Source organism: Persicimonas caeni, assembly GCF_006517175.1.
Lineage (GTDB): Bacteria > Myxococcota_A > Bradymonadia > Bradymonadales > Bradymonadaceae > Persicimonas > Persicimonas caeni.
In genome coordinates this window covers 1,064,666-1,086,413 of the sequence record NZ_CP041186.1, presented here as the reverse complement: position 1 = coordinate 1,086,413, position 21,748 = coordinate 1,064,666, and the positions used below count along the sequence as shown (strand labels likewise).

General features: G+C 60.4%; 16 protein-coding genes. 6 read left to right on the top strand and 10 right to left on the bottom strand.

What is annotated here, in order from left to right; translation table 11 throughout:
• Positions 1 to 97: 97 nt before the first annotated feature.
• From FIV42_RS04110 to FIV42_RS04095, 4 genes are all read left to right on the top strand, one after another.
• Positions 98 to 1,951 (top strand): serine/threonine-protein kinase, encoded by a 1,854-nt coding sequence (locus FIV42_RS04110; RefSeq protein WP_141196447.1) that lies wholly within the window; start codon positions 98 to 100, stop codon positions 1,949 to 1,951.
• Positions 1,933 to 2,142 carry a hypothetical protein gene (locus FIV42_RS31375; RefSeq protein ID WP_390619647.1) on the top strand — a complete coding sequence of 70 codons (210 nt, stop codon included), beginning with the start codon at positions 1,933 to 1,935 and terminating at the stop codon, positions 2,140 to 2,142. The genes FIV42_RS04110 and FIV42_RS31375 overlap by 19 nt, the downstream gene beginning before the upstream one ends.
• Before the next feature lie 240 nt (positions 2,143 to 2,382).
• Positions 2,383 to 3,099: a class I SAM-dependent methyltransferase gene (locus FIV42_RS04100; RefSeq protein ID WP_141196446.1), complete on the top strand. Its 717-nt coding sequence runs from the start codon at positions 2,383 to 2,385 to the stop codon at positions 3,097 to 3,099.
• Positions 3,100 to 3,204: 105 nt separating this feature from the next.
• A complete protein-coding gene (locus FIV42_RS04095) occupies positions 3,205 to 6,012 on the top strand; it encodes an AAA family ATPase (RefSeq protein ID WP_141196445.1) in 2,808 nt (935 codons plus the stop codon).
• 36 nt (positions 6,013 to 6,048) lie between these two features.
• Here the strand turns inward: FIV42_RS04095 and FIV42_RS04090 are convergent, their stop codons facing one another.
• The 3 genes from FIV42_RS04090 to FIV42_RS04080 all read right to left on the bottom strand — a co-directional run bounded on the left by FIV42_RS04090 (position 6,049) and on the right by FIV42_RS04080 (position 8,029).
• Positions 6,049 to 6,261, bottom strand: a complete 213-nt coding sequence (locus FIV42_RS04090; protein WP_141196444.1) for a hypothetical protein — start codon at positions 6,259 to 6,261, stop codon at positions 6,049 to 6,051.
• Positions 6,262 to 6,382: 121 nt separating this feature from the next.
• On the bottom strand, positions 6,383 to 7,405 hold the full coding sequence (locus FIV42_RS04085; RefSeq protein ID WP_141196443.1) for a hypothetical protein: 1,023 nt from the start codon (positions 7,403 to 7,405) through the stop codon (positions 6,383 to 6,385).
• Between the two features lie 138 nt (positions 7,406 to 7,543).
• Positions 7,544 to 8,029 (bottom strand): septal ring lytic transglycosylase RlpA family protein, encoded by a 486-nt coding sequence (locus FIV42_RS04080; RefSeq protein ID WP_141196442.1) that lies wholly within the window; start codon positions 8,027 to 8,029, stop codon positions 7,544 to 7,546.
• Between the two features lie 554 nt (positions 8,030 to 8,583).
• Between FIV42_RS04080 and FIV42_RS04075 the strand changes: the two genes are divergently transcribed.
• A complete protein-coding gene (locus FIV42_RS04075; protein WP_141196441.1) occupies positions 8,584 to 12,852 on the top strand; it encodes a zinc-dependent metalloprotease in 4,269 nt (1,422 codons plus the stop codon).
• Positions 12,853 to 12,998: 146 nt separating this feature from the next.
• A complete protein-coding gene (locus tag FIV42_RS04070) occupies positions 12,999 to 13,634 on the top strand; it encodes a hypothetical protein (protein ID WP_141196440.1) in 636 nt (211 codons plus the stop codon).
• A 158-nt stretch (positions 13,635 to 13,792) separates the two neighbouring features.
• Here the strand turns inward: FIV42_RS04070 and FIV42_RS04065 are convergent, their stop codons facing one another.
• From FIV42_RS04065 to FIV42_RS04035, 7 genes are all read right to left on the bottom strand, one after another.
• Positions 13,793 to 15,592 carry a hypothetical protein gene (locus tag FIV42_RS04065; RefSeq protein WP_141196439.1) on the bottom strand — a complete coding sequence of 600 codons (1,800 nt, stop codon included), beginning with the start codon at positions 15,590 to 15,592 and terminating at the stop codon, positions 13,793 to 13,795.
• 22 nt (positions 15,593 to 15,614) lie between these two features.
• The gene (locus FIV42_RS04060) at positions 15,615 to 16,406 is read right to left on the bottom strand and encodes an ABC transporter permease (RefSeq protein WP_141196438.1); all 792 of its coding nucleotides are present in this window, start codon (positions 16,404 to 16,406) and stop codon (positions 15,615 to 15,617) included.
• 31 nt (positions 16,407 to 16,437) lie between these two features.
• Complete coding sequence (locus FIV42_RS04055; RefSeq protein ID WP_168210391.1) at positions 16,438 to 17,358, bottom strand: ABC transporter ATP-binding protein; 921 nt, start codon at positions 17,356 to 17,358, stop codon at positions 16,438 to 16,440.
• 29 nt (positions 17,359 to 17,387) lie between these two features.
• Positions 17,388 to 18,332, bottom strand: coding sequence for a hypothetical protein (locus FIV42_RS04050; RefSeq protein WP_141196436.1), 945 nt, complete (start codon positions 18,330 to 18,332; stop codon positions 17,388 to 17,390).
• A complete protein-coding gene (locus FIV42_RS04045) occupies positions 18,307 to 20,166 on the bottom strand; it encodes a tetratricopeptide repeat protein (RefSeq protein WP_141196435.1) in 1,860 nt (619 codons plus the stop codon). Before FIV42_RS04045 ends, FIV42_RS04050 begins: the two co-directional genes overlap by 26 nt.
• A 168-nt stretch (positions 20,167 to 20,334) precedes the next feature.
• Positions 20,335 to 20,991: a prepilin-type N-terminal cleavage/methylation domain-containing protein gene (locus FIV42_RS31050; protein WP_222615372.1), complete on the bottom strand. Its 657-nt coding sequence runs from the start codon at positions 20,989 to 20,991 to the stop codon at positions 20,335 to 20,337.
• A 230-nt stretch (positions 20,992 to 21,221) separates the two neighbouring features.
• On the bottom strand, positions 21,222 to 21,734 hold the full coding sequence (locus tag FIV42_RS04035) for a type IV pilin protein (RefSeq protein ID WP_141196434.1): 513 nt from the start codon (positions 21,732 to 21,734) through the stop codon (positions 21,222 to 21,224).
• Positions 21,735 to 21,748 lie beyond the last annotated feature (14 nt).

Below are 21,748 nucleotides of genomic sequence, written 5' to 3'. Positions count from 1 at the left end.
TGAGGATACTTTGCGAACGAGCCAATTCCGACTACGATGGCCATGAGACTCTCTGCAACTCGACTGCTCTGGAGCCGCGAACGACACCGAGGCGTGCGTGTCTGACACGAATACAGCTCCCGTGATGCTTGGCAAGTACGAACTGGTGACCAAACTGGCCACCGGGGGCATGGCCGAGCTGTTTCTTGCCCGCGAGCGTGGCCTTGCCGGCCTGGAGCGCCTCGTCGTCATCAAGCGCATCCTGCCTCATCTGGCCGACGATCCTTCCTTTATCGACATGTTCCTTCGGGAAGCAAGGATCATCGCCAGACTCAACCACCCCAATGTCGTCCAAATCTTCGAGCTCGGCGAAGAGAATGGCGACTACTATATTGCCATGGAGTATATCCACGGCAGCACGGTGCGTGAAATGCAGGTGCTCGCCGAGCGCGACGGCACCTCCCTGCCGGTGCAGGTGGCTCTGTCAGTCGTCGACCAAGCTTGTCGAGGCCTGCACGCTGCCCACGAGCTTCGTGACTTGGAGGGCAGCCCCCTCGAGCTCATTCACCGAGACGTCTCCCCGCACAACCTGATGTGCACCACCGAAGGATTCGTCAAAGTACTCGACTTTGGCGTGGCCAAGGCATCCCAGGGCGTCGAGGCGACTCACTCCGGTCACCTCAAAGGCAAATTCGCCTACATGTCTCCCGAACAGTGCAAGGGGCTGAAGCTCGACCGGCGAGCGGACATCTTTGCACTCGGCATCGTGCTGTGGGAGGCGCTGACCGATCGTCGCCTCTTCAAGCGCGAAAAAGATCTCGACATGATGCGGGCGGTCGTCCAAGAGCAACCCGAGCCTCCGAGCACCTACAATCCCGCGGTGCCCGATGTGGTCGATCGCGTGGTGCTCAAGGCCTTGGTCAAAGATCGCGACCAACGCTATCAGACCGCCGAGCAGATGCGCCGTGCGCTTATCCAAGCCGCACGTGCCAGCGGGCTTGCGTTCGGCGAAGACGTTCTGGCGGAGTTTCTCGAAAAGATCGCCGGCGAGGAGTTGGCCGAGCGTCAGGCGACGATGCACGACGCCCTGGAGCGCTCCCTGACCTCGAACGAAAAGCGCAACCTGATTCACGTGACGGGCTCGGACTCGCGCTCGGCAGTCAGCGGCTCCCAGCGACAGGGCCAAGATCATATCGCCACGGTCGTCGATCGTCCTGCTGACAGTGGTTCATTCCCCGAGTTGCGCCGCTCGCCGTCGGGAAGCGGCAGCCTCCCCTCCGGGGTGCGGGCGTTCGACGCAGGAGACTCCCACTCGCAGTCCGGCTCTCATCCAAGCGCCCAGTCCGATCTGCGGACGACCGCGACGATGGATGAGCAGAGCATCGATATGGGAGCCCCGCCGCCGAACATCGGCGGTCGCGCCGCTGATGACTCGAACGGCAAGACGCTGGCGTTGATCGCCGGCGTGACCGTGGCAAGCGTCATCGCCGCAGCTTTCTTCTTCTGGCCTCAAATCAAGGGAAGTGAGCTGGGCCAAAAGCTGCTCGGTGAGGAAAAGGCGTCTCCCATTCTCATCGGCGATCCCATCCGCGTCGGCTGGGCTCCGATCGCGACGCCCGATGTGCTCGAAAAGGAGATTCAGCCCATCCAAGCGTATATGGAGAAAGAGCTCGGGCGTCCGGTGCCGATGGAAGTCACGAGCAGCTATGAGGAGTTGTCCAAGGGGGTGCGTAACGGCGACTACGACATCGCCATCTTGCCTCCCCTGCTGTACGTGCAGACCAAGAAAGCGGAGCCCAAGATCCGCCTGCTCGCCATTCGCCAGTTCGGCGGCTCGACGTCGAGCGACGCCCTCTTGCTAACCCGCATGGACTCCCAAGTCAAGCTCGTTGGCCGACCTGGAGGGCAAAAACCTTTTGTTTCACAGACCGCAACTCGACCACCGGTAACTTCCTGCCGCGCGCCTACTTGAAGCGCCAAGGCCACAACCCCGGCGAGTTTATCGGCGAAGTGGTGTGGAGCGGCAATCACCTTCAAGCGTTGCGTGATTTGGTCGCCCAAAAGTGCGACGCAGCGGCAACCTACTCGGGCCCCTCTACCTCCTGCACCTTGGCCTGTAGAAGTCCCCCCATGCGGCCGTGGGCCAGCCGGGCGACCAATTGATATTTGCCAAAATCTTCGGGTTGGGCGAGGCGCTCTGTGCGACCAATGCACTCGACTCCAAAATTGATGGGTTGACTGGTTCTCAAAATGGCCTGACAACGCGTAGATTAGCGCAAATTGCCTGCAGTGTCAGGTATCTGGTACAACCGCTCACGTTATCATCTCGAACGGCGATTCGACAGGCACGTGCCGACAGCCGTTTCGATGCCTCAGACTCCAAGACCTCGAGACTTCCACATAATGAAGAAAGCCAACCGCGATTATTACGACGAATTTGCCGAATGGTACGAGCGTGGGCGAGACCGCGGCTACCACGCTATGATCGACGACCTCGAAGTCGACCTGCTCGCCGATTACGTGGGCGGCAAAGATGTGCTCGAGGTCGGCTGCGGCACCGGGTTGATCCTCGATCGGGTCGCTCAGCGGGCCAAGCGCGCCGTGGGCATCGATATCAGCAAAGGCATGCTGCACCAGGCCGTGGCTCGTGGGCTCGACGTAGCCCAGGGCTCGGTGACCGACTTGCCGTTCGCCGATGAGAGTTTCGACGTCGTCTACAGCTTCAAGGTGCTCGCCCACATCAAAGATATCGATCGCGCCCTGCGTGAGATGGCGCGGGTGACCCGTCGCGGCGGCCATTTGCTGCTCGAGTTCTACAACCCCTACAGCCTGCGCTATCTGGCCAAGCGCGCTGCCGGGCCGGGCAAAATCTCGAAAAAGACCGATGAGAGCGCCATCTACACGCGTTGGGACCACGCCATCGACCTGAGTCGGCGCATGCCCGAGAATTTGAAGGTGCTCGATTACTCGGGCATTCGGATCTTCACGCCTGCGGCCGCGGCTCACAAAGTACCGTTGGTTGGCCGAGCGCTTCGAAAGCTCGAGTTCGTCGGGCGTGACAGCTTGCTCAAGTATTTCGGCGGCTTCTTGGTGGTCATCGCCGAGAAGGAGCACAGCTAAGCGTGCGGTCGGTGCTGCAGAGTTTCCCAACTCGGGCCGAATGAGCTATCATCGCCCGAGAGTCTTTCCTATTCGCTCCACAGCCAGATTGTGAACCGCACGCTTATGGAGTCAGCCGGAACCGATCCATTGTTCGACGACCAGGGTAGCCTGCGCCAAGAACTCTTTTCTCCCGAGGCCCAGCAAGTTCTCGAGGGGATTCGCGCGTGGCTGGCCGAGGTCGACCGGCGCATGTTCCTGCCGCTGGATTTGCTCATTGTGCTGCTGGAGCGAGGCCATGAAGAGTTGGCCGGTCTGGTAGCCGATGGGACCGACGGCGTCGTCGACGACAGTGATGTACTGCCTCGCCTGCAGCTTCTTTCTCGCGAAATCGACGAGGACCCCTCCGACAAGAGCCCGGTGCTCGAGCGCACGTCGTTCTCGCGTGGTTTCACGCGTATACTGATGGAAGCGTGGCATCAGGCTCAGGCCAGAAATGGCGATCTCGTGCGCGAACTCGATCTGGTACGCAGCGTCACCTGGCGTGCCGAGGCGGTCGAGTCAGCGTCGGTGCGCTGGGCGATCCGCCGGCTGAGCGAGGGCAAAGGCGATCAACTCTTTGACGAAAAGGGCCTGCTGCGCGAGGCGATGTTCCACGAGTCGACCTGGCGGATTTTGCAAGGGGCGATGAAACTCGCCGCCGCCCACGGCACGCCGTTTTTGGGCACCCCGCACCTGATCGCGATGCTCTGCTCGGTCAAAAATTCGACGATCTGGCGCTCGGCCAAGGCACGTGGACTGGAGCCGGGGCGTCTTCGAGAAGAACTCTTGCGCCTCATCGGCAGCAAGCCCAGCTCGATCCCCGAATTTTTGGTGGGCCGCAAGACGCTCACCCCGCGCATGATCCGCATGCTGTCGTTCTCGGCCAAACAGGCCAACAACGGCCCGATTACCGAGACGCACCTGATCGAAGGCTTCCTGGACGACGGCGGCTCCAGCCTCGAGCTGATCCAGGCGCTGGGCCTGGAGTCTGAGATCCGCAATGCGCTCGGCGAGCCGAAGGTGCTCGAGCATTCGCTTCCGGTCGAAGCTGCAATCGAATTTGCCGCCAAGCGCCAGCCCACCCCGACCCTCGACATGCTCGGGCGCGACCTGACTGAAGAAGCGCTCGAGGGGAAGTTGCCCGAAATCGTCGGGCGCGAAAAAGAACTGCAGCGCGTGGTCAATGTGCTGCTTCGTCGCGAGCAGCGAAACCCGTTGCTGACCGGTGAAGCCGGCGTGGGTAAGACGGCCTTGGCCGTCGGCCTCGCCCAGCGCATCGCCTCCGGACAGGTGCCTCGAAAGCTGCAGGGCTACCGCGTCGTGGAGCTCAACGGCGCGAGTTTGATGAGCGGGACGAGCTACCGCGGCGACCTCGAATCGCGCATCAAGAGTTTGCTGGAGGAGGCGAGCAAAGACGTCATTTTGTTCATCGATGAGGCTCACGCGGTCTTCGCTCCGCGCTCGGGTAGCAATACCCCCGCCGAAGTGCCCAATCACTTCAAGCGCGCGCTCGCCTCGGGCGACATTGCCGTGGTCGGCGCGACCACCGAAGCTGAATACCACCGATGGATCGAGCAAGATCCGGCACTCAAGCGTCGCTTCGAGCGTATCGAGATCAAGGAGCCGGCCCATGAGGTCGTCGCCAAGATCCTCGAGGCGCTCATCCCCGATTTGGAAGCCGATTACGATGTCGACGTCGACGAAACGGCTATCGAGTCAGCCATCGAGTTGTCGGTGCGATACCTGCCCGAGCAGCGACTGCCCGATAAATCGAAGAAGCTGCTGATGGACGCGTGTATCGCTCGCGCCAACGATTTGGTCGGTGCCGAAGACGGTGAAGAGGATGCCGAGTCCTCTCAGCTGGTCACGCGTGATGACGTCGCTCGCCAAGTCTTCCTGAAGACGGGGATTCCGCTGGACCGCTTGCTACGGGGCGAAATCAACTGGTGGGTAGGCATCGAGGAGAGGCTGGGGGAGTCGGTCGTAGGCCAAGATCTCGCGATCACCCAGGTCGCCCACGCTCTCGTCAGCAGTCGGCTTCGCAACGCCAACCGCAACCGCCCGATGGCTGTTTTGCTCTTCGTGGGACCTCCCGGGGTCGGCAAGTCGACCCTGGCGCGCGCGCTCGCCGAGGAGATTTTCAACGACTCGGCCGCCGTGTTGCGTCTCGACATGACCGATTTCCAGGAGCCGCATAGCATGAGCCGGCTCATCGGCTCGCCGCCTGGCTACGTAGGCTACGATGATGAAGATCTCTTCGTGACGCCGCTTCGCCGTCGACCGAGCAGCGTGGTTCTGCTCGAGGACTTCGACTGCGCCCACGAGCGTATCCAAGAACGGATGTTGCGGCTTGTTGAAGAGGGCGACATCGTCGACACACGAGGCCATCGCGCCGATGTGCGTAACGCTCTCTTCATCCTGACGGTAAACGCGGAGACTGGCCGAGGTGGCAAGAAGATTGGTTTTGCCGACAACGACGCCGGTACAAAGACACTCGACAACGAAAAGGCCTTCGACGCGCTAGACAAGGCGCTGGCGGGCCGTCTGCGCGATTATATCGACGCTGCAGTGACCTTCCGAGAATTGGGCGGTGCCGGTGAGTCTCCGGCTATCGAGCTGCTCGAGCGTCGCATCGACTCGTTCATGGATGCCATGCGCAGCGAATATCGGCTCGATATCGCGCTCGACGCCTCTCTTCGCGACCGGCTTATCGAACGTGCCGCGGAGATGTCCGACGCGCGCAGCATCGAGCAGCTCGTCTCAGATTTCCTCTACTCGCCGGTCACCGAGGCGTTGCTCAAAGGGAAGGGCGGCAGTTGTCCGCGGCTGCGCTGGAACGCCGAGCACAATACCGTCGAGATCGTCAGCCGCGACGAAGCTCCCCAAGCATAAGTTATTTTGAGAGTCAGACAGGCAGGGGAGCTCGACTTACGACTGCGAGACGGCTTGAGTGTCTTCTTCGAGTGTCGAAGACGCCTCTTCGAGGTCGGCGGTCGTGGGCGACGGCGCGGTAGGGGGATCGTCAGGAGGCGGTTGGTTGGCGTTCACGCCGGTGACTTCTTCTTCAAAATCCATCACTTCGGCGAGCAAGTTCGCTCCGCAGTCGTGGCATCGGGCGTGGATGATTGATCGGCCTCCCATGATCAATCGCACATCCTTCTCACCGCATTTGAAACAACGAACTGTGAAGACCAACGTATCCTCCAGGCAAGCTTACGCGTTGACGCATTAAGACTACGGCTAGCGCCTGGATTAGGCAAGCTCAGCGCTGAACGACCGTCGCCGCCGCAGTGCCGGCAGGTGCCATCGACTGCAACTTGTCGCGCTTGGGCGCGGTCGGGGGGATGGTGGGTTTTCGGTAGACCCCTTCCCAGCGGTTCCACTTGAGAACCACCGCTTGCTCGGTAAGCAGTTGTCCAGAGTCGTCGGCGGGGATCCACCGAAGAAAACGGTGTGAGTCGCCTCGAAGCACTTCGTAGGCGCCTCGGCGCACCAATTCGTCCTCGTCGTCTTTGCCCACGGCAAGCGTGCGCTCGAAGAGGCGGCCGACAAACGGGCCGATTACTTTGTAGAGGCCGACCTTATAAGAAATCTCTCCGTCTTCGCTCTGCTCTCGCCAGTGCATCAACACCTGGAGGGTGCCGTCCTCGACCATGCGTACGGCCTGAGCCGTGGCATACGTCGTGTCGATACCCATCTCGCCGAACTCTTTGGGGGCGGCCTCTCCGGCGAGGTCGAGCCGAGCAATGCGCTCTTCGGCGCTGTAGACGCTCAAGTGCTTGCCCGGACGGACCACGACCAGCTCGTTGCCTTCCTGCTTCGAAAAGTTTCCCGTCAGGACCACAGCCTGATCAGCTTCCGGCAACGCCACCCCAAAGGTCTCTTGGAGACGATCGGTTTGGGAGGCGTCAGTCGTGTCGACCGATGCTTTGGAGACGATGGGGTTGATGGTTTCGAGCGGGTCGAGCTGGGGTTCCTGCCTTTTTCGCCGCTCGAGTGTTCGAATGGAAGGCTTCTCCGTCTCCGCTGCGAGACGGGCTTCGGCTCGTGCCAACTCCACCGCGGTCGCTGCCGTATCCTTCGACATCGCCAGCGCGCTCGCTGCTCCCGTGGCATCAGCGTCGGTGGGGGCCGGGCAATTTTGTGCAGTGGTGTTGCTCACTCCTGTGGAGCAATCGCACACGTAGGGCTTGAGCATACCGCGCACAGTCTGACAGCCGGACAAACCGACCGCGAGCAGTACGACCAGGAGCAGGCGAGACGTTTCGGATACTGCGTCGATCACGTCGCTTACATCGAAAAGGTGGGGCAATCATCCCGCTCGTTCATGTCGCGCGGGCTCATTACTGTAATAGAGGATCGATGGATTAACTCAAGAAAAAAGTTTCGAATCCATGGGGTTGGCCGATTCGTTTCGCTTGGCTCAAGGATTGAGTACGGCGAGATCGAATCCGGTGTCCTCTTCGCGCGCCCAGTAGCGCAAGTGCACCTTCTGCAGCCCGACCTGGGTGGTGCCCAGCTCTTCGGCCGTCGCGATGGACATGTCCAGAATCCCACGCCAGTTTTCGTGGCGCGAACTCGACACTTTGAACGTCCACGTCCCTTCGGGGGTGCGGATGCCGTAAGGGCCGCGATCGTTGATGCGACACCAAACGCGGCGACCGTTCGACGGGTTTTCGATGAGGACGACGGTGTTGAAGGGAAGCCACCGATGTGCACAGGTGAACTTCGACGGATCGAAATCTTCGCCGTTGGCAGTGATCTCACCGTGCCAATTGCCCGCACCGTACCACGAGGCCAGGCCCACCTGCTGGACAGGGGGGACTTCGGCCTGCGGGATGTCGACGCTGCCTTCCGCTTGGTAGTGCGCGAACATGGCAGTCAAGACCATCAATTTGACAACAGACATGGCTTCACCTTCGGAAGCAAACCAAACACAGGCAATTTATCCCGAGTCTTATCCGGATTCAAACGCTCCGTAGAAATTTCTCGGGAACAGCGCGCAAAAAGCACACGATCTTCTATACATTCAACCAATACACCCCTTGAATTAAGTCAAGAGGCTGCCGGGCCAACCCCGATAGCAGAACGATGCAATGACGTAAAATCCGATTTTTCGGCCATCTCGTTGTACTCAGTACAGCGGTGATCGAAATCTAACGCGCTCGCAACGCAGCCTGCAGAAGCCGGCGGTGGAGTACGATCACATAGATGTCACACAGGCCCTGCGAGAGGCGGCTCAGCGCCCTCTGGAGGGGTGTAGAGGCAGACGCCCCTTGACACTGAACCCCTAATGCGGTTGAACGTAGCGACTTTAAAAAACCATTAGCTCCGGCTTGTTTGCCGGTGGCACGGATCTTGAAGTTATATCCGGATGTTAGAATCCGATCGCGGCTCTGGCTGCGACGATATGTCACACAACGAAGAGCATAGTGCTCAGAAAGTCCGATGAAGGAGGACTCGATGCGACGAATTGGTGGATGGTCCATGGCTGCGAGCCTGGTCGCCGCCGCGTGTGTGGGAACCCTGGGAGCAGGGTGTGCCCAAGACGTCGGCGATATTGACCGCACGCAGCCGGACAAGCTCGAAAAGAAAATGTTTCAGACCGATGACGAATGGTATTACCGCCAGACCGTCATCGACACGGACATGCAGGGCTCGATGATCTTCGAGGCCCTCGAGTCGCCGCTCAAGCGCGTGCGGTTCGAGGTCGAGAAGGACGTGCTGTATGCTTACTCGACGGTGCCGCTGGCCGAGGGGCTGCAGGACGACTACACCTCCGAAGAGGATCGTCGCCTGGGCGCGGTCGCCGCGTTCCCGGTCACCAGCCACTTCGACGTGCAGCGTCAGTACAATCCGTCCACTGGTGAGCAGACCAACGTCATCGTCGAGAACGCCAGCGACCGTGCCTGGTACGACCGCGACTACATGCGCGTGAACTGGTCGGCCAACTTGGTCGACGGACGCGGCATGTTCGCGAACAACTTCGGGATGTTCTCTCCCGTGGCGCATTATGAGACCGAAGATCCGCGCGAGGTCGATCCCGACCGCGTGCGCATCAGCGAAGACGTCATCGACGTGACCACCCAGTACACCTTCCAGCCTGACATCATGGCCTGCGCGTACAATATCGGCGCGCTGGACACGATCTGGAACTGTGAAGCCGGCAAGGTTCGCGTGCGTCACTCCTTCATCCGTATCAAGGACGACGAGAAGACCGACTGGGACGACACGAACGACTATGAGCCGTTCATGTTGACCGACAACCACCGCATCTCGAAGGACGGCGATCCGGAAAAAGGTGCGATGTACACCACCACGGTCTACGATCCGGCCAGCCAGTTTTACATGGAAGTCGAGTGTGACGATTACACCAAAGACTTCCTGCGCAACGAGTACGGTTCGACCGACGAGAACTGCCAGCCGGCGACCTTCGACCTGTTCAGCCGCTTCGGGTATTTCCGCACCGAGCGACTGCGCTGGAGCGAAGAGTACCCCGACATGGACAGCGACCGCCTCTATTACGCCAACCGCTGGAACATCTGGCAGACGGCCTACGACGCCGATGGCACCTGGATTCCGCTCAACGAGCGTACTCCCCAGCCCATCGTCTACCACCTCAACGCCGAGTACCCGCGCGACATGATTGGCGCGGCCAAAGAGGTTGAGAACCAGTGGAACAACGTCTTCCTCGAGACGGTGCGTATCGCCAAGGGTTACGACTCGGTCGACAAGGTCAAAGAAGAGCTGACCGCCGAGTACGGCGACGACCGCATGTACAAGATCGTCGAGAACAGCTGCATGCCCGGCCCGCTGGCTCAGTGGCGCGCCGAGTACGGCGGCACGCGTGACGCCGACCGCAAAAGCATCAGCGCCATCTTCGGCGACTACGTCAGCGCCACCGACGGCGACGCGCTCGTCGACGAGCTGTGGGCGCTTCCCAAGCAAGACCGTGTCCAGCTGTGCGCTCACCTCGAGTGGGCCACCGAGCGCCGTGGCGAAGAGGCCCGATTCAGCTGGGAGCGCGTGGGTGACCTGCGCTACAGCTTCTTCAACTGGGTCGACGAATTCAACGGCTACTGGAGTGGTTATGGCCCGTCGGCAGCAGACCCGCTGACTGGTGAGATCATCTCGGGTAACGCCAACTTCGCCGGTACCCCGCTGCGTCGCTATGCCACCAGCTACACCGACATCATCCAGTACATCAACGGCGACCTGTCGGAGAACGATGTGCGCTACGGCGAGCACGTGCGCCAGTACCTGCAGCGTCTGCGCAACCAGCAGCGCGAGCAGTCGCTCGAGCCGAATCTGCCCGCCGAGGCCCAGCGCGAGCTCGCTCGCCGCACCGGCCAGCTCCCCAGCGAGGTCAGCCCGACCAACTTCGATGAGCCGCCGACGCTCGCCGAGCAGGACGACTTCATCAAGAAGTGGGGCAAAGACCGCATCATGAAGGAGGCCAACCGCCTGTCGGAGGCCGCCGTCGAAGCCAAAAAGGCCGACACTCGCCTCATCGAGTTTTACGACCTGCCGGAAGTCAAGAACCTGATGATGCAGGACGCTGACTTCCAGATGGCCGTCAAAGCCCTGGCTCGCGACTACTTCGGTCCCGAGCCCGACGAGCAAGAGATGCACCAGGCGTACCTGGAGCTGAGCGTGCCGCAGGATATCCTGCGCCGTTCGAACCGCTTCAGCCAGATGCTGGCCGAGCAGAACATCTTCGCCGCCGAGAACATGGGGCGTGCGCTGAGCAGCTTGGTCACTTACTCGGGCGTGGCTGAAGGCTTCAAAGGTGAAGACCGCGAAGACATTCGCCGCTACCTGATGGAGAACGCCTTCATCGGCACCCAGCTCCACGAGGTCGGACACACCGTGGGTCTGCGCCACAACTTCAGCGCCAGCATGGACGCGCTCAACTACCACGACGCCTACTGGGAGATTAAGAAGGCGCTGCTCGACGGCGAATTCGACGGCAACACCGAGGGTGTGACTCTCGGCGCCAACGGCGCGGTCCACATCACCAACCCCGAGTTGGTCGAGCGCTTCACCGGCGACCCGGACGCCAAGTACGTGAGCACCCCCGAGCTTCGCTTGGGCAGCATCATGGACTACACCGGCGACCTGACCGGCCGTTTTGCCGGCCTGGGCAAGTACGACGAGGCCGCCATCGTGTTCACCTACGGCGAGCACGTGCAGCGTTGGAAGGACGACATCGAGCTTCCCAACCTGCTGTGGTATGAAGAGTGGACGCGCGATTACACTCAGCTTCCCTCCATCTACGCCAACCGTCCCAGCAGCACCGACCCGGCCGTGCAGTCGCAGGGCATCGACGTGATGCTCGAAGGCCGCGAATGGGTACCCATCAAGGCCGCCATCGCCGAGCAGCGCGAAGGCATCAAGACCAACAGCCAGAACTGGGCTGCCGGCGAACTGTCGCGCAACAACAAGCCGTACATCGACCGGACGGTCCCCTTCAACTTCTGCTCGGACGATTTCCGCGACTCGCAGCTTGGCTGTGACGTGTTCGACTGGGGTGCCAACCAGACCGAGGTGGTCAACCACGCGTTCAACACCTACCGGTTCTTCCAGCCGTTCTGGCGCTACAAGGGCCACAAGAACGACCGGTTGTTCAACCTCTACAACAACTACATCCGTCGGGTGATGAGCACCTTCCAGATGGCCGAGCGTCCGTTCCGCTACTACTCGATCTACCAGTGGTGGGACCTGGGCTCGTACACCGATGACCTGCAGAAGGCTTCGATCGACGCCCTCAACTTCTATGCGGAAGTGCTGGCCACCCCGCAGCCCAACCGCTACTGCAAGTGGGACGGCGACTCGCGCCGGGTCTCCAACGAGATTCCGCTGCAGAACTGGTACTACGACCTCGACGGTCAGTTCGTGCCCAACAGCTGGCACACCGACGAGACCAACTGCCCCGAGTACGTCGATATCCCGCGCGGCCCGGGCCAGTTCTACGGGTTCGACTTCACCGACGAATACGAGTACCGCATCCGTCGCGTGGGTACCTACATCGACAAGTCGCTGGCCACGCAGGCGCTGTTCAACATTAGCGCGAACTACGCCTACAGCAGCTTCTTCACCGACGCCCGTGCGACCAACATCTCGTACTGGACGCTGTTCGAAGAAGAGCTCCTCGGCTTCATGCGCGGCGTCATCCTTGGCGACTACACCGGCTTTGCCGGCCGCTGGGACAGCCAGAAGTCGCGCTACGAGCCGCCGGTCGTCGTCGACATCAACACCTTCGGCACCGGACTGGCGCCCACCCAGTCGAGCTCGGACACCATCTACACGCCGGTCTCCTTCAACCAGGAGTTCAACACGGTGGCGTTCGGTATGCTCCTCAACAGCAGCTGGGAAGACCGCGCGGTCAACTTCAGCAACTATCTGAAGGTCATCGTGACCAACGACGAAGACCAGCCGTTCCCCAACGGCGTCGACGTCGCCGAGTTGGTCCACCCGATCACCGGCCAGATGTATCGGGCCCCGCAGACGAACGACAACCAGTCGATCGCCTACGACCTGATCGAGCGTGGCAACGAGCTCAAGACCAAGTGGATGGACGCTCAGATGGTCTTGGAGAACGAGACCCCGGGCACCGACGCTTACGAGGACGCGTGGAAGGAAGAGCGCGGCTATGAGCAGGCCTTCGAGGAAATCGTGGCCAAGCTCGACATGATCCGCTACGTCTTCGACGCGGGTCGCATCCAGCGCTAAGACCGCTCGCGCCCACCTCGGTGGGCGCAACGGACACCGACAAAAGGCCGCCCCCGGACAACCGGGCGCGGCCTTTTGACTTGAAAAACGCCTTGGATTACAAACAACTCAATCGTTTCGCATTCTCTCAGTGCAATGGTGTAGGTATGTCGAATTACACGAAGAAGCTCTCCGTTCTCCTGCTGGCCCTCGGCCTGTCGATGGCCGCTTGCTCCGATGACGACGGCTCGAATAACCTCAACACAAACAACGTCGACCAAGACGTCATCGAAGACACCCAGACCGAAGCCGATACCGGCGCGGACGCCGCCGACGAGGACACCGGCGCCGATGTGGCCGAGGACACCACAGAAGAGGACACCGGCGGCAACACCGAGCCGCTGTGGGTTCCCGACTTCACCTACCTGAACACCAGCCAGGGCACGGGCGTGTCGGTCAACATCATCAGCGGCCGCGTCGGCAAGATCGAAAACAGCATGTCGCGCACCGAGGACATGACCGACCAAGAAATCGCCGACCTCGAGGCGCAGATCCTCACCGAGGAAACCCGCAACAAGATGTTCGACGGCTGGGACTGCGGCGACGCCACCACCGACGCCGACGGCGACAGCTGGATCTTCGAAGCCCGCGTGCTCGACGACGCCGGCGAAACCCACGTCGAAAAGACCACCGACATCTCCGGCTGCGTCGACGCAGACTCGACGGCGGCGGACGCGGCGCGCGTGCAGGAAATCATTCAGCATCTGGATGATGTGCGAGCGGACCACTTCCAGTCGCCGTGATGTCGTAGGACTTGGTGCCGTTGAACTTAGGCCGCCGCAAGGCGGCCATTTCTTTTTAGTCTCAACCTGTTGGGGGATTTGGATAGGAGGAAACAGTACGTGGTCGAGTCACGTGTGCAAGCGCCCGTTCAGAATCGCAGCAAAGATGATGAGCTGGATTACTCGACGCCAGCGCGATCACTTCGGCATGTCTCGGGAGGAGCTTGAGACGTCTGGAGTTGATAGCGTTTGCCCAGTTTAAGAGCGTGCTCCCACCACTGACAGTCGAGCCCAGAGCGCGACGTTGCCATTCCGAAGGATTGCCCTGCGAGTTCGGGCGCGCCTTGGATGGCGAGATACTCGGTCAATCTTAGCAGGAAGGATGCGTCGAGTTGGCTGCCCAATCGCGCGAGCGCGAGCGCTACCGCGTCGTCGGTGCGAGCCTCCTCGGACGCGTCTGCGACGAGCGGCAAGTTATTCTTCACCACCAAATGAAGCAATCGGCGGTAGGGGTAATCATGTGCAGGCTGTTGATGGAGAATCATCGCGGTGGCCGTCTTGGCTGCCTTTGCGGGTTTACCCACTCGTTCGTAGAGATCAATCATCGTCACAGGGATGGCACGTCTGTTGCGCAGCGCCTCATATCCATCCTCTAAGATCTCAAGTGCGCGCTCGTTCTCGTCGACTTTGTAGTAGGCGTAGCTCAGCACCCGCATCGCGCCCGTGCTCGCGGGATAGGCCTCGAGAGCAGGTTCGAACAGCGGGGCGGCTGCCCTCCACCGTCGCGTTTGCAAAAAGGTCATGGGCGCCAGTGTCACAATTGCCAAGCCAACGCAAAGCTGAGTCAAGCGTACGTGTTTGGGGGTCTGTGCGACTCGATGTTCGAGGAGCGCGGCGAACGCCAGTAAGAGCCCAAAGAGGGGCATATAGGTGTAGGTATCCGCGGTCAGCCGCGGCAGCAAGGACAACCCCGACACCGGCACGTAAAACCCTCCGGCCAACATCAAGCCCCATCCGGTCTTTCGGTCCCGTTGCCACAGGACCAGCGTGAGCACCAAGACGACGGCCAAGGCGACAAATCCGGCAGTACTTAATGTGTCGAACGCGGGCTTGTTTGGCACGTAGACCGGGTGTAGGTCTGTGGGGTTGGCTATGTTGCGCAGTTGAATAGCAAATGCCGCACCGATGCGACGGATGTGCTCCGCGTAGGAGAGATCGAGCGTCGTCTGTGCGGTCTGGTCGCGGACCAACTCGTAGTGCCCCAGGCTGGCCACCGGATAGTACACGGCCGTGAAGAGAAGCGCGGCTCCAAGCGGAGCCCAGATGCGCAAACTCCTCCAGTTGACGTCTTGTTTCGACAGCGCTTGGACGATGAGCACCGGGGCGAGGGCCAGCGCTTGGGGATGGTTTCCGAGTGCGCCCAAGACGGCGATCGCCGTCACCCACCCCCAACACCGGCTAGCTCCTTCAAGATAGCGGTCCCACGCATACAAAGCGCTCAGCGCAAAGGTTCCCATGAGCACAATCTTGAGATCGGTGACCCACGCGACAGCCTCCGCCATTACCGGGTGCGCCGTCCAGAGCGCGGCCACGCACCAGGCGGCGCCCTGATGAGCGAGCCAGCGCTTGGCCAGCGCGTAGATCAACAAGATGTTGAGCGAATGAAACGCAAGATTGAGCCCGTGGGCGAGTGGGAGCACCCAATCGGTCGGAGCTTGTCCGACCAGAAAATACAGAAAGGTCGGAATGGGGAGAGGGTAGCCGACCGACGGGGTCAGCAGACGCTGGGTCCAAGTGGCGTCGAACCAGGCTTGGACCTCATGGCGGCTAAGGAAGAAGTGGTAGTCGTCCCACGTGTCGATAAGCCCGAAGCCTACGACTTGTCCAAAGATCCCCCAGGCTAAGAGCAGGAGGCTACCGTGGGAGGCAGCAGTACGTAGGAAGTCACTATGTGCGGAAGAGCTTGCTGTCGTTGACACCACGGATCCGACGGTTGGGAGGTCAGGAGAAGTCCCTGCGCTCGAAGACGATGCATGCGCACAGCAGCAGCAGCGCGACATAGGTGAACGCGTACAAGCTTGCCTGCACCATATATGCGGCTGGAATCGCGATCTGGTGGGTCAACTCGTACGATAGGTTGAGCTTCTCGAAGTCTGGAAGCACGAAAACGGCCGCCTCAGCCACGTAGCGCGCAGGATTGCCTTGTTTGGCGAAGTAAGTGATGGCCTCACGCAATTGGGGCGTCAGACTTCCGGCGATGAACACGCCTCCGGTGAACAGCGCACTTAAAATCGGACTGGAGAACGTGCTGAAGAAGATCGTTAAGGCCAATAGCAGCGCAAGCTGCAGGAGCACGCCGAAGTAGGCCGCAAACAATGTGGGGGTGAGTTCGAAGCCAACGGCGTAGGCCGTTCCGACCTTGAGGCCGAGGATGACCAGAAGCCCAACGCTCACGGCCACCAGGGATCCAAGGTACTTGCCGACTACGAATTGGGCTCTCGAAACCGGCTTTGCGAGCACCGTAAAGATGGTGTGAGTTTCGATCTCGCGGTGGATGGTACGCACACCTTGGTAGATGGTGATCCCCGCCAGAAAAAGCACGCTGCTAAACAAGACCAAATCGTTGAAGACCCGCTCTTCCTGGTGCAGACTGAGCGCGCCGAACACCCCCGTTGAAGCGAGGGCGAGCAGCGCAAAGAGAAGGACGCCGTAGAAAAGCTTGTTGCGAAACGACTCGAGCAGCGTGTTCTTGGTGAGGACGCCAAACTGTCGGACAAGACTCGGCAGGCTCATGGTGGTTTACTGCAAAAAGGATTTGGGAGACTTAGACGGCGACGTCGGAATTCGGTGGATCCGCGGTGTCGCGCATGAATACGTCTTCGAGCGATTCTTTGTGCGGCTGTAAGCTCTCCACACGCACGCCCACCTCGGCGAATGTGCGCAGAATTTGCTCGGGCTCCGTGTCTCCGGACAGCTGGAGCCGCGTCAGATCGCCGACCGGCACCACCTCCATGAGCGCATCCTCGAGGAGTTCACGATGCGCATTGCGCCACCCGCCCACATAGACCTCGTAGTAAAGGGTTTCGGTGCCGATGAGCTCGTGGAGGAATCCGACGTCTTTGAGTTCACCGCGGTGCATAACAGCGACTCGGTCGCAGATGTCTTGAACATCGGGAAGGATATGGCTGCAAAAGAGAATTGTCTTGCCCGAGCGGCGAAGCTGCAAGACGAGATCGCGAATCTCGTGCCGTCCCACCGGATCGAGCCCCGACTGAGGTTCGTCGAGGATGACCAGGTCGGGGTCGTTGATGAGCGCCTGGGCGATGCCAGCACGCTGCTTCATGCCCTTCGAAAACTTGGCGACAGGGCGGTCGAGCGCGTGAGACAGCCCTACCAGCTCCAGCAATTCGGCGCTGCGTTCGCGCCGCTTGCGTTTGGGCATGCCGAACAACCCGCCGTAAAAGTCGAGTAATTCGACGGCCGTGAGGTGCTCGTAGAGCATCGGGTTTTCTGGCAGGTATCCGATGCGGTCTCGCAAGGAGACGTCATCGGCCGTCTGGCCAAACATGCTGATGGAGCCGCGGTCGGGGCGCACCAAGCCGAGCAGCATTTTGATGGTCGTCGACTTGCCTGCACCGTTGGGGCCGATTAACCCGAAGATTTCACCGTGATGAATCGTAAAGCTCACGGATTTGACCGCCCGAACTCGCTTGCGAAAGAAGCCAGTGCGAAAGGTCTTTGCCACGTCATCAACTCGCAAAACTTCGGGGCTGTTCATGGCTGTTCCTTGGCGGAGGTCGCAACGTCCTCGGCCAATCGAGGGCTGGGTCCGGGGGTCAGGGTGGTAAATGTGGCAAACGGCAGGTACGCCTTGCTGGAAGTATCGTACCATTTCGACTGCTGCAGTGCGTAGGCTCTGAGACTGCTCGTCAACTGGTCGGTGGCATTGGCTCGGCGCAGTCGATTGAAGAGCGATTCTCGTGCCATCTGGGACTGGGCGAGAAAGTAGAGGCGCACCAGCATCTCCGGATCGATGCGATCGACCGCGGCGGACGCGGCGCTGTTGGACTCATTGCGCAAACGCGCGAGCTTTTCGCGAAAGCGAATCGCCAGAAAAATCATGGAATCGGGACTCTGGGGGCGAGCTGCGGCGGCCTCCGCAAACCCAATGCCGCGCTCCAGTTGGCGAAGACGTGTGGGGCGGTCCACTCCCCGAGTAAAGCCGATATAGTTGGCAGCGGCTTCGTGCGGCAGTCTCCAATCACGAGGAAAGTAGCCCATGCCGACTTCCAATAGGTCGTTGGCCGCTTCGGTATCCGCCGGTGTCGGGTAACCGGCGGCGAGCATCCGAGCGGCGCTGTGCCAGGAGTAGACCTTATAGAAATATGGGTCCAGCTCGACCAGGGTTTGGGCATATTGCGTGACGTCGTCACTCGCTCGACGCGCAACGAAGGTCTGCGCGAAGTGCTGAACCCCGCGCACCCAGACCAGACTTGCTGCAGCCGTGCGGTAATTGAGAGATGCTGCGCGCAGGATCTTCGGCCCGGGAAGATCATATCGTGCATCGAAGATGTAGGGGCGGTAGTTGCGCTCGACTTCGAGCGAGACTTTGAGATGGAGTAGTCCAATGACTAGGAGCACCAGCATCGCGAATGACGCCGTTTTCCGGACAATCTTGGACCGACGAGATTTGTCAATCACTGCGCTCATGTTGAGCATAATCTAGTCTTTCTCTCAACTTGCGCAAGAGTTGATTGCGTTGGACATGATTGGGCTCGGGCGACTGCCGGAGAGCATCCTGCGCTCGCCGCAGCAGTTGACCGGCCTTACGAGGGTCTTCTGTCACCCACAGGTTGGCCGCCAAGAGCAGTGCATCGATGTGGTCGGGCTCGACCTGGAGCGCTCGGCTCGCATGTGCTCGCGCGGTGAGTTTGTCGCCGAGCATCCACGATGTGAGGGCTAGTTTGTAGCGATGTTCGGCCGATGTCGGTGCCACCTCGACGAGTCGCTGGTTGAGTCGATGGGCCTGAGCGAGTTCACCTGTCTCGAAATAGACCTTCGAAAGGTTTGCCAGTGCCTCGAGATCATCGGGGCGAACCGTCAGGTATTCGTTGAGCAGGCGTTGCGCTTTGGCGTGTTCGCCGCGCATCACGAACGCCCGACCCAACTCTCTCAACACGTCGAGCCGAGCGCTTCCCTGAAACGAAGTGCCTAACACGTACTCGAGGTGGGGGCGGGCTGCGTCGAACTGATCATCATTGAGCAAGGCAATTCCAAGGCGCGCTCGCCCGCGAACACTGGTCGGGAAGTGTCGTACCGTCTGAGTCGCGTGGGCGATTTCGCTGCGATAGTCGAAGGCGCGCAGAAAAGTGCGCGTGCCGAGAAGGCTCAAGCCGACGAGGACCACAAGAACCACGGTGCGGCGGAGCAATCGGGGGTGTTCAACATCCCGTGCGTTCCACGCTCGTTGTCCAAGCGCGGCTACGCTCAACGCCAGACCGACGAGGGGAATGTACAGGTAGTGTTCGGCGGCAAGCTCGTGATGCGGGATGATGTGGCTGACCGGTAGCATGGTCACCAAATACCAGGCCAATCCGTACGACATCTTCAGCCAATCCTTCCGGTAAGCGAAGACCATGGCTGTGATAAGCGCGCTGATCCAAAGTGCTCCCATAAGGGCGGCCGGATCGAGCAAACTCTCGGCGACCTCGATCACGGGCGGCGCATAGTCCCCGGCGAGGCGCCAGGGAAAGACAACGAGCTCCAGATAGCGCGCATGCACCGCCAGAACGGTAGCCGCGTGGCTGACCAGGCTCCCGCCAAACCACGAGTCGGCGACGGTGCTCACCGGCCGGAGTAGACCTCGCCACACAATCATGGCTCCCGCCGGGATCGCCAGCAGTGCCAAGAGCCAGCGGAACTGTCGTATCCGCTGCCAGATTGGTTCAGCGAGCTTAGCGTCGCGCCGAAAGGCCGCATGGCCTCCGAAGGCAAGAAACAGGGCCATGATCGCGACGATTGTTACCCCCATCTCTTTGCTTGTCACCGAGCCGATGGCACCGACAGCAGCCAATGCTGCCCAGCCTCCGGGGGTTGCTTGGGCGCCGCTATCATGGCGTCTGCGGCTCGCCTCAATGGTGCCGATGACCGCGATTAAGTAACAGAACCCCATGAGCACGTCTCGGCGTCCCGAGATGTAGCCAACGGCGTCGACTTGGACCGGATGAATCGCGACGACTGCGGCCCCAATCGCGGCGAATAGAGGGACGAGTCCCAGGCGCAAATAGATGAGATAAGTCGCGGCGACCGCGCCCAAGTGTAACAACAAATTGCTCAGGTGATAGCCGAAAGGCCGCAGGCCCCACACCGCGTAGTCAATCGCGTAGGAAATGTGTCGTAGCGGTCGATAATTGCAGCGTTGGGCTTGCTGCTTCACGATAGACGGAATTGCTTCCAGCCCCCGGTTACACGCGGTTTCGGTGATCAGAAACGGGTCGTCGCCGAGCCACTCACCTCCCAGCGCCGGAGACATGACAAGGATCGTCAGCGCCATGAGTCCGGTGACAATCACCAGATGGCCAGTGTGGGATATGTTCGAGCCGCGTGCGAGCAAGGTGGGGACGGGGTGGTAGATCTGCCAAGAAACGACTGCCGCCGCGGGATCACCACGGCGGCAATCTGGTCACGCGGCATTATGCCACGTGGTCATCCGAGTTGAACTTTACTCGAATTCGTTGAGCACGACGCCCGGGAGGCACTCGGGGCCCTGTTGAGCGTTGTCGACGCTGCAGACGGCGCGGTAGGTGTGCGCGTCGGTGGCGCTCAGGCAACCACCCAGAACGTCGACACCGGTGGTGCCGGTGAAGTCGTGGCAACCCCAAGCGGTCATGACAGCCGTGCCACCCTGACCGGAGTGGCGATAACCGTAGCCGAAGTAGGTCGGCTCGACCATCTCGAGGTTGAGCTTGTTGGCGGCTGCGAGGGTGTTTCCAGTCCAGTTGGCGACCTGACCGGGGCGTGCTTTGGCGCCTTGGACCGGGGTTACGTCGTGCGTTTCGAGTTCGGCCACGGAAGCGCCGCCCGGGAATACCTTGTTGACGAACTGGATCGGCAGGCCGGCCTCAGAACCGTCGTGCCATGGCTCGGCAGCGTCACCACCGGTGATTCCCGCCGAACCCGCCTGGTCGCTCTCGAAGTACGACTTGGCGCCGTCCTGCATCTTCTTGACGATGCCGTTGGCCTCCGAAGCCTTCGAGCGCTTGATGTACTTGATGAACGCCGGGATGGCGATGGCGGCCAGGATACCGATGATCGCGACAACAATCATCAGCTCGACGAGGGTGAAACCTGCTTCTTTCTTACGGAAATGCTTCAACATTGGAATGGCTCCTTTTGAGCGTTGCTGGGACAGTTTGTCTCTACCACGGAAAACCGTTGTCGGTCTCCAAGTTCTGCAAGTCTGTTGCCAAGCTTACAAAAAAACAAATTTTTTCTTTCAATCCGCCTTTCGTTACGTCTGAAGCTAGTTTGGGGCGGTCATAGGTACTTGGCGCAGACGTCGCGGTACTCGAGTTGAGTGCCGCTCAATGTCAGCGGTGACAAAAATTGTCACTTTCCTTCGTTCAAGATGATCGGTTGTTCGAGTTCGGAGTGCAGCACGACGGTGGTATTGGCGCTATCGTCGGGATCGAGGTCCTGCGTTACGCGCACCGCATACCACATTCCGCCAAAGCTGCGGTTCGCTTCCTCACAAATGGCAGCACATCCATCGGTGCTGCCGCCGTTGGCGGTCTGCACGGTGATGTTCTGTGCGGCGAGGCCTTCTTTGGTGAATCCGAGCAGGTCTTTCCACTTATCGGGGCTCGAGGCCGTTTCATCGTAGGTGATCGCTGTACCGTCACCGTTACCCATATAGCTGCTATTCTGTGACTTGTACTGCTCTTGGGCGTTGGCCACCTCCATGGCGTACTGCTTGAGCTTTCCGATCTTGGCGCTCTTGACGTACTTGATGTAGGAGACCCCGGCGATGCTCGCCAGAATTCCGATGACGGCGACCACGATCATCAGCTCGACCAAGGTCAAGCCTCGGCGGTTCTTGAGTGCTGGATGGATCAAACGCATGGGTTTCTCCTTGA

What these genes read in the sequence shown, in the direction of transcription:
- FIV42_RS04100 (WP_141196446.1), top strand. Translation starts at nt 2,383, where the DNA reads ATGAAGAAAGCCAACCGCGATTATTACGACGAATTTGCCGAATGGTAC.
- FIV42_RS04095 (WP_141196445.1), top strand. Translation starts at nt 3,205, where the DNA reads ATGGAGTCAGCCGGAACCGATCCATTGTTCGACGACCAGGGTAGCCTG.
- FIV42_RS04090 (WP_141196444.1), bottom strand. Translation starts at nt 6,261, where the DNA reads ATGGGAGGCCGATCAATCATCCACGCCCGATGCCACGACTGCGGAGCG.
- FIV42_RS04080 (WP_141196442.1), bottom strand. Translation starts at nt 8,029, where the DNA reads ATGTCTGTTGTCAAATTGATGGTCTTGACTGCCATGTTCGCGCACTAC.
- FIV42_RS04075 (WP_141196441.1), top strand. Translation starts at nt 8,584, where the DNA reads ATGCGACGAATTGGTGGATGGTCCATGGCTGCGAGCCTGGTCGCCGCC.
- FIV42_RS04070 (WP_141196440.1), top strand. Translation starts at nt 12,999, where the DNA reads ATGTCGAATTACACGAAGAAGCTCTCCGTTCTCCTGCTGGCCCTCGGC.
- FIV42_RS04060 (WP_141196438.1), bottom strand. Translation starts at nt 16,406, where the DNA reads ATGAGCCTGCCGAGTCTTGTCCGACAGTTTGGCGTCCTCACCAAGAAC.
- FIV42_RS04050 (WP_141196436.1), bottom strand. Translation starts at nt 18,332, where the DNA reads ATGCTCAACATGAGCGCAGTGATTGACAAATCTCGTCGGTCCAAGATT.
- FIV42_RS04045 (WP_141196435.1), bottom strand. Translation starts at nt 20,166, where the DNA reads ATGGCGCTGACGATCCTTGTCATGTCTCCGGCGCTGGGAGGTGAGTGG.
- FIV42_RS31050 (WP_222615372.1), bottom strand. Translation starts at nt 20,991, where the DNA reads ATGTTGAAGCATTTCCGTAAGAAAGAAGCAGGTTTCACCCTCGTCGAG.
- FIV42_RS04035 (WP_141196434.1), bottom strand. Translation starts at nt 21,734, where the DNA reads ATGCGTTTGATCCATCCAGCACTCAAGAACCGCCGAGGCTTGACCTTG.